Consider the following 13,976-nt stretch of genomic DNA (forward strand, 5'->3'; position numbering starts at 1 on the left):
AAATGAGGTGTAATAACATGAACACCACAGACCGGCAAATGACGTTCTCCGCTCTTTCCGTTCTTCTCTCATATCCGGAGGAAGAGTGGAGAGCCGAGATTCCCGATTGGAAGGCTCTTATCCATGACATCACCAATCAGCAAATCCGGGAGAAATTGCTGCACTTTTTAGAGGCGGCAGCCGGCTTTTCTCCGCAAGCGCTGATTGAACACTATGTGTATACGTTCGATTTCGGAAAAAAAACGAATATGTACGTCACCTACTTTAACTCAGGCGAACAAAGGGAGCGCGGCATTGAATTGCTGCATTTAAAAAACACATACGAGCAATCCGGTTTCCTGCCGACAGAGAAAGAACTGCCTGATTACCTGCCGCTGATGCTGGAATTCGCCGCGGTTGCGGAGATTGAAGCGGCGAGAAGCGTGTTTGAAAAATACCTGTCCAATGTGAGGGAGCTGGCTTCCCGCCTCGAAAAAAATAACAGCATCTATGCTGAGCTGCTGCACGTGCTGCAGGCCGCACTGGAAAACATCGATGTGCGTGAAAGCATTGAAGAAGGGGCTGTTCAGGCATGAGCGGGCAGATCCTGTGGGGCGTTATGCCATACATTGTATTGACGATCTTTATCGGCGGGCATATTTACCGCTATCAGCATGACCAATTCGGCTGGACGGCGAAATCAAGCGAGCTGTTAGAAAAGAAAAAACTTGCCGCTGGCAGCACACTTTTTCATTGGGGACTGCTGTGCGTTGTCGGCGGACATGTCATGGGAATTCTGATCCCGGAAGGCGTGTATGCTTCCCTTGGCATTTCCGAGCATATGTATCACAAAATGGCGATCGGCGCAGGCCTGCCGGCGGGGATTGCTGCATGTGCCGGACTTGTCATCCTGACGTACAGAAGGCTGTTTGACAAAAGAATCCGCAAAACCAGCTCGCCATCGGATATCTTGACGCTTATTCTGCTGCTGTTCATGATGCTGTCGGGCGTTGCGGCCACATTTCTTAACATTGATTCGAAAGGCTTTGATTACAGGGCAACAGTCGGGCCGTGGTTCAGGGAAATTGTTTTGTTCCGGCCTGACGCTTCTTTGATGGAGAGTGTCCCGCTATGGTTTAAGTTTCATATCATCATAGGGTACGTCGTTTTTATCCTTTGGCCGTATACAAGATTGGTTCACGTGTTCAGCCTGCCCCTCAAGTATTTGACCCGCAGCTATGTTGTCTATCGGAAACGCACGTAAAAATCCCCCCTGCAAGAGGGGGATTTTTTATGGTGAAAAAATAAAAACATAAGATATTTTCTGCCAAGGTAATGGCTGGGCGGCCGGGATTCCTGTTATGTTTTATTTGGAAATAACAGCAACAAAAGGAGAGTGAAGAATGAAGCGGATTTTCCTCATTTTAGCCGCCTGTCTGATGACAAGCGCCGGCGTCCTGACACTCAGACATTCTCATGTATTAACCGGCGGAACAGCGGGACTGTCACTAAGCCTGTCATACTTGTTTCATTCCTCGTTTGCGATTATCTTCTTTCTGATCAATATCCCGTTTTATATATTTTCTCTCATCAGAATGGGAATCAAATTCACTCTATCTACCGTTTTTGCAGTCACAGCGCTGACTCTGTTTACAGGCGCGGATCACTGGCTGCCGCCGGTCTCTGTTTCACCGCTTGCCGGGGCGATTTGCGGCGGGGCGCTGATCGGGTTCGGCCTGTCGCTCATGTTTTATCATCAGGCATCGCTCGGCGGCGCCAATATCCTCGCTTTATTTCTGCAAAAGCGCTGCGGATGGAATCCGGGTGCCGTTAATTTCCTCTTCGATTTTGGCGTCGTGCTGGCCGGCATTTTTTCCGTCGGGTTGCTGAAAGGGCTCTTCTCCTTAGTGTCGATAGCCGTCACCGGTCTGATCATCGGCATCTTCAAAAATAAAATCAAAGGCAGCTGCTCGCTCAATCCGGCATTGCTTCAGAACATCACACCCGGCCAATCACAGGAAGCTTCATCATAAGCCTTTCCGCTCATGCGGAGAGGCTTTTTCATATGTTTACAAGCCGGAAAACAGAGGGTATACAGAGATATCGGATCAGATGGGAGAGAGTCGGGATGCTGAAAAGGAGACTGGAATTTTGCTTTTTATATATGATGCTTATCGGAGCATATGTCATATGGTTTTTTCCGGTTTCCAGGCTTGAGTTTTACGGAGGGGTGCTTTGCTATGCAAGCATTATTTTGTTCAGCATCTATTCGTTAATTCTTGAAAACCGCACCTCGCAGCACACGCTGTTATGGATTCATATTCTTGTGTTTTTTCCGATCGCCGGGTACTTATTTTACCTTTTTTCCGGCCAGCTTTATGAAAAAGGCAAGCTGTTCAGGTCGAAACGGACATACAACCGGGAAAAGCTGAGAACGATATTTGATATGGAACAAACTCCCGACCTGACCGGGCTGAAAGGAAATCAGAAGCGTTTCTTTCAATATTCAATCAAGGCGTCCCATATGAATATCAATACAAAAAGCAGGCTGAAGGTGCTCAAAAACGGGGACGAAACATTTCCGGAGCTGTTTGAGGCGCTCCGGGAGGCCGCGTCATTTATACATATTGAGTATTACATGTTCAAATCAGACATGCTCGGGCACAAGATGATGGACATTATGATGGAAAAGGCGCGTCAAGGTGTGGAAGTGCGATTTTTGTTCGACGCGGCCGGCAGCCTGAAGCTGGCCGGAAAAGATATTAAAAAACTGAAACGCGCGGGCGTGAACATCGTCCCGTTTCTGCCGCTGAAATACGGTTTTTTCAACCAAAAATTCAATTTCAGAAATCACCGCAAGATCGTCATCGTTGACGGGAAAGTCGGTTTTGTCGGCGGGCTGAATGTCGGCAAGGAGTATATCGGCAAAGACCAAGATGTTGGCTTTTGGCGGGACACACATATGAAAGTCGAAGGAGAAATCGTTCAGACGCTCCACAGCATTTTTATGCTTGATTGGGAATACGTTTCGGATGAGGTGCTGATTGATCAGAAAGCATATACCCGCCCGGTTGCGGCAGAAAGCGGCGGCGTCTATCAAGTCGTTCCGACAGGACCCGATATGAAGGAGCGGATGAGCGATCTGTATTATGCCCTGATAGCGGCGGCCGAATCGTCTGTATGGATCGCGACGCCTTATTTCGTGCCGAATGAGCCGATCCGCACAGCGCTAAAGGAGGCTGCTGCCAGAGGCGTCCGGGTGCGTGTCATGGTGCCGGAAACCAATGACGGATTTTTAACCCAGTACGCAACGAGATCGTATTTCCCCGAGCTTCTTCGCGAAGGAATCGAAGTCTATTCTTATCAAAAAGGCTTTATGCATCAAAAGGTGCTCATCACTGACGGAAACCTCGCCTCTGTCGGGACGGCGAATATGGACATGAGAAGCTTTCAGCTGAACTTTGAAGTCAATGTCTTTTTTACAGATCAAGAGGCGATCAAAGATCTTGAAGCGCATTATCTGGAGGATATGAAGGAGTCTGAAAAAATCAGCCCCGTCCGTTTCTATAAGCGCACATTATGGGAAAGAACGAAGGAATCCTTCGCACGGTTATTTTCCGGCGTTTTATAAAAAACGCTTTTAAAACTCCTTGTGTATAGTATAATTGAGAAATATTATCATTAAGAACGAGGCACAAGGAGGACGGAATCGTGCTGCGACAATTTTTTTCTTATTATAAACCGTACAAAAAGCTGTTTTTTCTCGACTTCTTTTCTGCCATCGCCGGCGGATTGATGGAGCTGAGTTTTCCTCTGATTGTCAATTACTTTATCGATACATTGCTTCCGGGGCGGGATTGGAGTCTGATTATTTTGACTTCCGCGGCTTTATTCGGGGTCTACGCCCTCAGCTCGGCGCTTCAGTATGTTGTGACGTATTGGGGCCATATGCTCGGCATTAACATTGAAACCGATATGCGGAAAAAGCTTTTCGACCATCTGCAAAAGCTTTCGTTCAAATTTTACGATAACAACAAAACGGGCAGTTTAATGTCCAAGCTCACCAATGATTTGATGTATATCGGAGAAACCGCCCACCACGGGCCTGAAGACCTGTTTATCGCGATCATGACGATTTTGGGCGCGTTCGGTGTGATGCTGTTTATTAACTGGCAGCTCGCGCTGTTGACCTTTATCATTATGCCGGTCGTCATATGGCTTGCTTTGTATTTCAATAAAAAAATGACCTCTGCGTTTACAAAACTGAACAAAGACGTCGGAGACTTCAGCGCGAGGGTTGAAAACAATATCGGCGGCATCCGTCTTGTTCAGGCTTTCAGCAATGAAGCGTTTGAAACGCAGCGGTTTGACGTGAACAATCAGCGTTTCCGCAAAACAAAGCTGACGTCTTATAAAATCATGGCGAAAAACGGCTCGATCAGTTACATGCTGACAAGATTCGTCACGCTGTTCGTCTTATTGTGCGGCACATGGTTCGTGATCCGCGGATCGTTATCTTACGGGGAATTCGTCGCTTTTGTGCTGCTGACGAACGTTCTGTTCCGTCCGATTGATAAAATCAACGCGATTATTGAGATGTATCCGAGAGGCATTGCCGGTTTTAAAAGCTTTATAGAAATACTGGAAACGGAGCCTGATATCAAGGACGCCCCGAACGCGAGACATGTGTCCGGTTTAAAAGGGAATATCCGTTATGATGGTGTGTCGTTCGGTTACGAAGAAAACAGTCCGGTTCTGTCGGGAATCAATTTGTCCATTCATGCTGGGGAGACAATCGCATTCGTCGGGCCTTCGGGAGCGGGAAAATCAACGCTGACAAGTCTGCTGCCGCGCTTTTATGAGCCGTCTGAAGGCGTGATTTCCATCGACGGAATCGATATTAAGGACATGACGCTGTCGTCATTGCGCGGACAAATCGGCGTCGTCCAGCAGGATGTCTTTCTGTTTTCCGGCACATTGCGGGAAAACATTGCTTACGGGCGGCTGGACGCGTCTGAGGAAGAAATCTGGCAGGCCGTCCGCCAGGCGCATTTAGAGGACTTGGTAAACGGGTATCCCGACGGTTTAAACACGGTGATCGGCGAGCGCGGCGTGAAGCTGTCAGGCGGGCAGAAGCAGCGGCTTTCCATCGCCAGAATGTTTTTGAAAAACCCGTCGATCTTAATTTTAGACGAGGCTACATCAGCCCTCGATACAGAAACGGAAGCCGCCATTCAAAAATCGCTGCAAGAGTTGTCTGAAGGACGCACAACGCTTGTGATCGCCCATCGGCTGGCTACGATTAAGGATGCGGACCGGATCGTCGTCGTCACGAAAGATGGCATCGCTGAACAAGGTCATCATAAGGAACTGCTGGCATCCGGCGGCATGTACCAGAGACTTCATCAGGCCCAATTCGGCGAGCTGATACATCAATAAAAGAAAAAGGATAGACGAGCGGGGGGCCGGGCAGCCTCCTGTCTATCCTTTTTTTATGTAGTCCGTATTTAATGGGCTTCTTTTTGCGCAGGTTCGATGATATGTTTGAAACGGTCAACAAGCTGCACCGCTTTCTTTCCTTCCACTACAATTAAATATTCTTGTTCTTTATGGGCCATTCTGAACGTTTCCAGCTCAATGATATCTTTGATTTTGCACATCGTTTTTTTAGAGTAGATATACAGCTCGTGGCCTCCCGTGTGGCAAAGCTGATAAAGCTGAAGCATGTTTCGTAAAGTGAACTTCTTAGCGGCTATTTTCAAAGATGTAATGTTTTTCATATGTTTTCTCCTCCGTCTGATGGTCTGTTATTTCGGAAATTCCCCATATAAACGGGTGATAAACCTGGTTATGCCTTCCACCTCAGCACTCCGCCCGCCAGGCGTTTGACTCCGCGGATGGCGCTTAATTCTTCGACGAGCCGGAGCAGCGCCCGGTCTTTCTCTTTCGCCTCAATCATAAAATCGATGTCCGTATCCCATTGTCTGAACCGCTCCAGCACCGGCAGAATAAAATTCGCATCCACATAGTCCGCATGACTGCGTATGGCTGATTCTGATTTTGGCGAGGAGAGATGGACCTTTGGCTTTAAGCCGATCCGCTGCCATGTTTTGATCATCCGCGGAAGAATGTCATCTAAATCAGCGTCATCGGTCGGATTGGCGTAAAAATGGTGATAATCAAACACAAACGGAATGCCTTCTTGTTCACATACACTGAGTGTTTCCTCGGACGTATATGTTTTATCATCGTTTTCTAAAGTCATCCGCTGTTTGATGACATCGGGAAGTTCTTTCAGATTCACGCGGAAACGGCCAAGCGCGCTTTGTTTGTCACCGTAAGCGCCTCCGACATGGATGTTGATGACGGAACGGTCCGCGATGCCCATTGCGTCCAGCATGTCATAATGATAGGCCATATCCTTGACCGCATTTGCGGTAATCTCCTGTTTCGGGCTTGTAAAAAGCGTGAATTGGTTCGGATGAAAGCTCGTTCTGAGATCATATTTTCTGACCAGCCCGCCGATCTCACGAAACTCCTGGCGAAACGGCGTGACAAAATCCCACAGCACATCCGGATGGGTGGCGAGCGGCACAATCGAGCTTGAGAACCTGTACAGCGGGATGCCGTGGCTGATCACATAGTGGATGGTGCGCAGTGTATTGGTAAGATTTGCTTTCGTCACAGAAAGCAGGGCGTCTTTCCGCTCACTGCGGGAAAGCTTGGTATAGCGCGCATATGTTAAGGTTTTTGCGGGGGACGCGTCCCAAAGGCACATGGCGTTTGCGACGAATCCGAATCTGAACAGCATATGGTTTCCCCTTTATAAAAAGTAAGATATGGCCTTTCCCAGCCATTCTGCAGGAAGCTGTCTGACGGAGCGCTGTTTCACTTTTTCTAATGTGAGAAGCTCGGATTTTTCAATGTCCTGCTTTATGGTTGAAAGCACTTCCTTTGTAAAGGCTTCATCATGAATGATGACATTCACCTCTTCATTCCAGAACAGGCTCCGTTTATCAAAATTCGGCGTGCCGATAATGCTGATGCGGTCATCAATAATGAAAGCTTTGACATGATAAAAGCCTTGATAATACCGATAGATGAGGCAGCCGGCCTTCAGAAGCTCGGGATAATAGGTAAAAGCTGTTTCCCGAACGAGCGGGTGGTCTGACTTCATCGGCACGATCAAGATGACTTTGACGCCTTTTCGGCAGGCTGAAATAAGCGCTTCCTGAAGCTTTTTGCTCGGTACATAATAAGGCGTGCCGATAATGATTTTTTTCTCCGCCTTACGGATGCAGTTTTCATAATGCGATTCAAGCGAAAAACCGTCAGACGCATATGTCCTATGAGAGATATTCCCTTCGGATAATGCGGGATAAACCCCGGGTGATCCGGGTGCTTTTCCGGTGTTTCGTTTCAGATCGCTTACAAAAAGAGTCTGAAGATCCGCCGTGCCTTCGCCTGTCATCCGCAGGTGATAATCCTCCCAGTTTCCGAACTTCGCTTTTTTGCCGAGGTACTCTTCAGCGATATTAAAACCGCCGACATAGCCGATTTTGCCGTCAATGACGGTCACTTTCCGGTGGTTCCGTTTTTGAAGCCTGAAAAATAGAAACGGAAATGCCGGTTTATTTAGAAAATGAACGTGAACGCCGGCTTTTTTCATCGTTTGAATGGAAGGCTTTTTCACTTGGCGGCTGCCCGCCCAATCGAGCAGCAGATATACGGAGACGCCGGCCTGGGCCTTTTCCTTCAATAAATGAAACATCTCATGGCTGACTTGGTCGTTCTTCATAATAAAAAACATCATATGAATAGAAGAGACGGCTTGGCGGATATCAGCCGTCATCTGCCGCACAAGCTCGCTGCCGCAGTGAATGAGTGTGATATCACTCTTTTTCGGGTCAAAAACGGGCTCATACGCCTGTTTTTTGTACGCCGCCCGGCCAAGCAGCATATCTAGCAGCATAAGTGCGATCAATATGATAAAAATGACAAGCAACACAAAAATGACCTTCATACCGACGCTCCTTTCCGAAGTATTCGTAGTGTGCCCTGAGAATGTGAATTTAATTATTGACTGAACACTCATTCATTATTTATGATAAAGTAAAGATATGACAATGAAGAGGGGTATCAGAACAAAGGGGGAGACAAGATGAACGCATTTCTCATGGTAAACGCGCTGCTGTTTTCAGCTGTAACCGCTTACGCCGTTTATTTATTCGTTTACCTGATCAGAACGAGGATCGCTTATATTAAGCTCGGCCAAAGGGAAGAATTTGATAAACGCCTGAAAGAACGTCTTCAGAAGATATGGGTGAATGTGTTCGGACAGAAAAAACTGCTGAAAGATAAAAAGAGCGGCATCATCCACGTTCTGTTTTTTTACGGTTTTATACTCGTTCAGTTCGGCGCAATTGATTTTATTCTGAAAGGGCTGCTTCCTGACCGTCATCTGCCGTTCGGTCCGGTTTATCCGGCGTTTACCTTTTTTCAGGAAATCGTCACGTTTCTGATTTTAATCGCCGTAGTCTGGGCGTTTTACCGGCGCTACATTGAAAAACTCGTCAGACTGAAACGCGGGTTTAAAGCGGGGCTTGTCCTGCTGTTTATCGGCGGACTGATGGTGACGGTGCTTCTCGGGAACGCCATGAACCTTTTATGGCACGATCATTCTCTGTCTTGGACGGAACCGATCGCTTCCTCCATTGCGTTTGTGCTCGGCGGTCTTTCAGCGCCGGCGGCCGCCGCCGTGTTTTATGTTTCATGGTGGCTTCATCTGTTGTTTTTGCTCAGCTTTTTAGTGTACGTGCCGCAATCAAAGCATGCGCACTTAATTGCGGGTCCGGCGAATGTGTTCCTCAGCAGGCTGGATTCAAAAGGAAAGCTGGAAAAAATCGATTTCACCGATGAGACGAAAGAAAGCTACGGCGTCGGAAAGATTGAAGACTTCCGCCGCTCTCAGCTTGTCGACCTTTACGCCTGCGTCGAATGCGGCCGCTGTACAAATATGTGTCCGGCCTCCGGTACGGGCAAGATGCTCTCGCCGATGGACCTCATTTTAAAACTCAGAGACCATTTGACGGAAAAAGGCGCTGCCGTGACGTCAAAATCTCCGTGGGTGCCCGCGCCCGTTTTTCAGCACACGAAAGCGAATCAGCTCGCCGCGGCTTCCTCAGGGGGAGGATCGCGTGAAGCGGCCGCAGCCATTGATTACAACCCGAGCTTAATCGGCGAGGTCATCACGGAAGAGGAGATTTGGGCGTGCACCACTTGCCGCAACTGTGAAGATCAATGTCCGGTCATGAATGAACACGTTGATAAAATTATCGATCTGCGCCGCTATCTTGTGCTTACGGAAGGGAAGATGGACAGCGACGCGCAGCGGGCCATGACAAGCATTGAAAGACAGGGAAATCCGTGGGGCTTAAACCGGAAAGAGCGGGAGAACTGGCGGGAGCAGGCCGATACAGAGATTCCGACAGTGAAAGAAATGAAAAAACAAGACAAAGAGTTCGACTATTTGTTTTGGGTAGGCTCAATGGGTTCCTACGATAACAGGAGCCAAAAGATTGCCGTCTCATTTGCAAAGCTGCTTAATGAAGCGGGCGTATCCTTTGCGATTCTCGGCAATAAGGAAAAAAACTCAGGCGATACGCCGCGCCGTTTGGGCAACGAGTTTCTGTTCCAAGAGCTGGCGGAACACAACATCGGCGAATTTGAAAAACACGGGATCAAAAAAATCGTCACGATTGATCCGCACGCCTATAATATGTTCAAAAATGAATATCCTGATTTCGGATTCCGGGCCGAAGTCTATCATCATACTGAATTATTAGCCGAGCTTGTGTCACAGGGGAAACTAAAACCGCTTCACCCGGTGAATGAAACGATTACCTTCCATGACTCGTGCTATTTAGGAAGATACAATGAAGTGTATGAGCCGCCGAGAGCGATCTTAAAAGCCATTCCGGGCGTTCAATTGAAGGAAATGGAGCGCAGCCGCGAAAACGGGATGTGCTGCGGCGCCGGGGGAGGGCTCATGTGGATGGAAGAAGAAACGGGAGCGAGAATCAACACGGCCCGGACTGAGCAGGCGCTTTCTGTCAGCCCGACGGTCATCAGCTCCGGCTGTCCTTACTGTCTGACCATGCTCGGTGACGGTACGAAAGCGAAAGAAGCCGAAGACGCGATCGGCACTTATGATGTCAGTGAATTGCTCGCCATGTCTGTATTCGGCGCTGAAAAACAAGAGTCTTTATAGAAAGAAGCGGGCCGCCGGCGCATATGCCGGCGGCTTTGTTTTCGCACATCAGCCCATTTATGAAGGGACAGCTCTAAAATTTCTTAAATTACGCTGTTTAGGGTAGCATATTCTGTTTTAATTTGTTTATAATGAGAGGTATGGTTTATGAACAAAACAATACAAATTCGTTCTTATTATAGGATAGAAACAGATACATATAAGTAATAGAAAGGGAGTGTCCGACCTTGAGTATCAAACAATATTCTCAGGAACAGCTGAAGCAGATGGCTTTAGTTGAAATCGCTCACGAAATTTTCTCAGAACATAAAAAACCGGTTCCGTTCCAGGAGCTGCTGAATGAAATGATCTCCTTGCTCGGTGTTACGAAAGAGGAACTGGGTGACCGTATCGCCCAATTTTATACAGACCTGAACATTGACGGCCGCTTTATTGCTCTGTCAGACCAGACGTGGGGGCTTCGCAGCTGGTATCCGTACGATCAGCTGGACGAAGAAACACAGCCGACTGTAAAAGCGAAAAAGAAAAAAGCGAAAAAAGTCGTTGAGGAAGATCTCGACCTTGATGAATTCGAGGAAGTTGACGAAGATGACATCGATCTCGATGAAATAGAAGAAGATATTGACCTTGAAGCAGACAGCTTTGACGACGAAGATATCGATGAAGAAGATGACGACGAGCTTGAGATCGAAGACGAGATGATTGAAGAAGATGAGGAAGATTATGATGATGAGGAAGAGGATCGCAAAGACTGATTTTATATCAGCAAAACGATCTTGACTTTCATTGTCGAACTATGTAGTATGTATTTTGGGCTCTTCAAAAAGAAGAGAATTCATAAGAGTGCTACGCTCCCTTTCAAGAAATTGAAAGGGAGCTTTCTTATTTTCATCTCCCAAATTCTTTTACACATCATTTGTTTTTAGTGAAATGATTTTCTATAAAACGGCACATTTTAAGGAATGTAGCGCAGACCGAAGAGAGGAGCAAACGAAATGACGAAATATATTTTTGTAACCGGGGGAGTTGTATCATCACTCGGAAAAGGAATTGTGGCTGCATCACTTGGCCGCCTGTTGAAAAACAGAGGCATGAGTGTCACCATCCAAAAATTTGACCCTTATATCAACGTTGACCCGGGAACGATGAGCCCGTACCAGCACGGTGAGGTATTCGTTACCGATGACGGCGCTGAGACTGACCTTGACTTAGGGCATTATGAGCGGTTCATTGACATTAATCTGAACAGATTCAGCAACGTGACGACCGGTAAAATCTATTCTGCCGTATTGAAAAAAGAGCGCCGCGGGGACTACCTCGGCGGAACGGTTCAGGTCATTCCGCACATCACAAATGAACTGAAAGACCGCGTGTACCGTGCAGGCAAAGAAACAAACGCAGATGTAGTCATTACTGAGATCGGCGGAACAGTGGGAGATATCGAATCCCTTCCATTCCTTGAAGCCATCCGTCAAATGAAAAGCGACATCGGCCATGAAAACGTGATGTACATTCACTGTACGCTTGTTCCGTACATCAAAGCGGCGGGCGAGCTGAAAACAAAACCGACGCAGCACAGCGTAAAAGAGCTGAGAAGCCTCGGTATTCAGCCTAATATCATCGTCGTGCGCACGGAAATGCCGATTTCTCAAGATATGAAAGATAAAATCGCGCTCTTCTGCGATATTGACACGAAAGCGGTCATCGAGTGCGAAGATGCGGACAACCTTTACTCCATCCCGCTTAACCTTCAGGAGCAGGGACTCGATAAGCTTGTCTGCGATCATATGAAATTAGAATGCAAAGACCCGGATATGACGGAATGGAAAGACCTTGTCACGAAAGTGAAAAACTTGTCTAAAACCATTACAATCAGCCTCGTCGGTAAATACGTCGAGCTTCAGGACGCTTACATTTCAGTCGTTGAATCACTGCGCCACGCCGGCTATGCGTTTGACGCTGATGTGAAGATCAAATGGATTAACGCCGAAGAAGTGACAGAAAGCAATATTCAAGAGCTGACTGGCGGCACAGACGGAATCATCGTGCCCGGCGGTTTCGGAGACCGCGGCGTAGAAGGGAAAATCATCGCCGCCAAGTATGCGCGTGAGAATAAAATTCCGTTCTTCGGCATCTGCCTCGGTATGCAGATTGCATCCATTGAATATGCGCGAAACGTATTAGGTCTGGAAGGGGCTCACTCTGCGGAGATTGATCCGTCCACTCCTTATCCGATCATCGACCTTCTGCCGGAACAAAAAGATGTCGAGGATCTTGGAGGAACGCTTCGTCTCGGACTGTACCCTTGTAAGCTTCAGGAAGACACGAAAGCCTTCGAGGCGTATGCGGATGAAGTGGTATATGAACGCCACCGCCACCGTTATGAATTCAACAACGAATACAGACAGCAAATGGAAGAGAACGGTTTTGTGTTCTCAGGCACAAGCCCTGACGGCCGTCTTGTGGAAATCATCGAGCTGAAAGACCATCCTTGGTATGTCGCTTGCCAGTTCCACCCTGAGTTCAAATCAAGACCGACAAGACCTCAGCCTTTATTCAAAGACTTTATCGGCGCTTCCGTACAAGCTGCAGAACAGAAGTAATAAAAAAAGACTTGCCTCCTTTAAAAGCGGCAAGTCTTTTTTCTGCATCAGGCATATTCCTGCATCATTTCCTTTAACGTAAAGGACAGTGCGTGATAGACATACAGGCCTGTCATTAATGAAGGAAAGCCGTATCTTGTCCCGTCTTCATCAGGCAGAAGCGGCATTTTTAATTTGCTGTCAATATGAACATCACAAAATTCCTCAATCCCGGTTTGATCTTTGATGACAGGAGATACGCCAACGAGGCCGATCCCTTTTTCATAAAGCTTTTGAGCCAGCGCCTGTTCTTCAGCCGTGCCCGGACCTGAACAAAACATCAGCACCCTGTCGCTTTCTGTAATCGAATCAGCTGTATCCGGAAACGCTTTGACGGAAGGCATCGGTTCTGAGCCGAGTTCCGCCTCGCACAAAATGCCCTGCATCTCATTTGCGCCGTATAAATAAATGGTATGACCGCTGACGGCTGCCTGCGCCAGCAGGCGCGCGCCGTCTTCTATTGCTTCGGATTCCTTATCCTGAATGCGGGAAAAAATGCCTGCAAGCTGTGTCGTAAATATCTTTAACATGAGTGAAACCTCCTTTACACATACAAGAACAGTATACAACAAAAGAGAAAATGCTCAGAAAATGTCGGAAAGTAGACTATTATAATTAAAGGAAATGTGAAAATCAAACAGAATACATAAACAACTGCTTCCTTTTGACGAAAATGATAATATTGGGGTGTAAAATGATGAATGAAAAGATTTTAATCGTAGATGACCAATACGGTATACGCATATTGCTCAATGAAGTGTTTCATAAAGAAGGGTACCAGACGTTTCAGGCCGCCAACGGCATACAGGCGCTGGACATCGTAACGAAAGAACGGCCCGATCTCGTGCTTTTAGATATGAAAATCCCCGGCATGGACGGAATCGAAATTCTCAAGCGCATGAAGATGATTGACGAATCCATCCGCGTCATTATCATGACCGCTTACGGAGAACTCGATATGATTAAGGAATCAAAAGAGCTCGGAGCGCTGACCCATTTTGCGAAACCTTTTGACATTGATGAGATCAGAGACGCGGTGAAAAAATATTTACCTCTAAAATCGAATTAATAAAATTAGAAACAAT

General features: G+C 47.3%; 13 protein-coding genes. 9 read left to right on the forward strand and 4 right to left on the reverse strand.

What is annotated here, in order from left to right:
* Positions 1-17: 17 nt before the first annotated feature.
* The 5 genes from narJ to G9F50_RS01490 all read left to right on the forward strand — a co-directional run bounded on the left by narJ (position 18) and on the right by G9F50_RS01490 (position 5,418).
* On the forward strand, positions 18-575 hold the full coding sequence (gene narJ, locus G9F50_RS01470; protein ID WP_060562424.1) for a nitrate reductase molybdenum cofactor assembly chaperone: 558 nt from the start codon (positions 18-20) through the stop codon (positions 573-575).
* Positions 572-1,243, forward strand: a complete 672-nt coding sequence (gene narI, locus G9F50_RS01475) for a respiratory nitrate reductase subunit gamma (protein ID WP_060562425.1) — start codon at positions 572-574, stop codon at positions 1,241-1,243. The genes narJ and narI overlap by 4 nt, the downstream gene beginning before the upstream one ends.
* Before the next feature lie 139 nt (positions 1,244-1,382).
* Positions 1,383-2,012: a YitT family protein gene (locus G9F50_RS01480; RefSeq protein ID WP_060562426.1), complete on the forward strand. Its 630-nt coding sequence runs from the start codon at positions 1,383-1,385 to the stop codon at positions 2,010-2,012.
* Between the two features lie 95 nt (positions 2,013-2,107).
* Entirely contained in the window at positions 2,108-3,610 is a 1,503-nt protein-coding gene (gene cls, locus G9F50_RS01485; RefSeq protein ID WP_060562427.1) for a cardiolipin synthase, read from the forward strand.
* An 80-nt stretch (positions 3,611-3,690) separates the two neighbouring features.
* A complete protein-coding gene (locus G9F50_RS01490; protein ID WP_060562428.1) occupies positions 3,691-5,418 on the forward strand; it encodes an ABC transporter ATP-binding protein in 1,728 nt (575 codons plus the stop codon).
* 68 nt (positions 5,419-5,486) lie between these two features.
* Here the strand turns inward: G9F50_RS01490 and G9F50_RS01495 are convergent, their stop codons facing one another.
* From G9F50_RS01495 to cls (G9F50_RS01505), 3 genes are all read right to left on the reverse strand, one after another.
* Positions 5,487-5,759, reverse strand: coding sequence for a hypothetical protein (locus G9F50_RS01495; RefSeq protein ID WP_003151087.1), 273 nt, complete (start codon positions 5,757-5,759; stop codon positions 5,487-5,489).
* 68 nt (positions 5,760-5,827) lie between these two features.
* Positions 5,828-6,790, reverse strand: a complete 963-nt coding sequence (uvsE, locus tag G9F50_RS01500; protein WP_060562429.1) for a UV DNA damage repair endonuclease UvsE — start codon at positions 6,788-6,790, stop codon at positions 5,828-5,830.
* 12 nt (positions 6,791-6,802) lie between these two features.
* On the reverse strand, positions 6,803-8,002 hold the full coding sequence (gene cls / locus G9F50_RS01505) for a cardiolipin synthase (protein WP_020954350.1): 1,200 nt from the start codon (positions 8,000-8,002) through the stop codon (positions 6,803-6,805).
* A 138-nt stretch (positions 8,003-8,140) separates the two neighbouring features.
* Here cls (G9F50_RS01505) and G9F50_RS01510 point away from each other — a divergent pair, with 138 nt between their 5' ends.
* The 3 genes from G9F50_RS01510 to pyrG all read left to right on the forward strand — a co-directional run bounded on the left by G9F50_RS01510 (position 8,141) and on the right by pyrG (position 12,852).
* Complete coding sequence (locus tag G9F50_RS01510) at positions 8,141-10,249, forward strand: (Fe-S)-binding protein (protein WP_060562430.1); 2,109 nt, start codon at positions 8,141-8,143, stop codon at positions 10,247-10,249.
* Positions 10,250-10,476: 227 nt separating this feature from the next.
* A complete protein-coding gene (rpoE, locus tag G9F50_RS01515) occupies positions 10,477-11,004 on the forward strand; it encodes a DNA-directed RNA polymerase subunit delta (RefSeq protein WP_007407616.1) in 528 nt (175 codons plus the stop codon).
* A gap of 240 nt (positions 11,005-11,244) precedes the next feature.
* Complete coding sequence (pyrG, locus tag G9F50_RS01520; protein WP_003151098.1) at positions 11,245-12,852, forward strand: glutamine hydrolyzing CTP synthase; 1,608 nt, start codon at positions 11,245-11,247, stop codon at positions 12,850-12,852.
* A 47-nt stretch (positions 12,853-12,899) separates the two neighbouring features.
* On the opposite strand, the gene G9F50_RS01525 is transcribed toward pyrG, so the two are convergent.
* Positions 12,900-13,421, reverse strand: a complete 522-nt coding sequence (locus tag G9F50_RS01525; RefSeq protein WP_007407614.1) for a DUF2529 domain-containing protein — start codon at positions 13,419-13,421, stop codon at positions 12,900-12,902.
* 164 nt (positions 13,422-13,585) lie between these two features.
* Between G9F50_RS01525 and spo0F the strand changes: the two genes are divergently transcribed.
* The gene (gene spo0F, locus G9F50_RS01530; protein ID WP_012118670.1) at positions 13,586-13,960 is read left to right on the forward strand and encodes a sporulation initiation phosphotransferase Spo0F; all 375 of its coding nucleotides are present in this window, start codon (positions 13,586-13,588) and stop codon (positions 13,958-13,960) included.
* Positions 13,961-13,976 lie beyond the last annotated feature (16 nt).

The sequence above is a fragment of the Bacillus sp. EKM206B genome (assembly GCF_011066015.1).
Lineage (GTDB): Bacteria > Bacillota > Bacilli > Bacillales > Bacillaceae > Bacillus > Bacillus velezensis.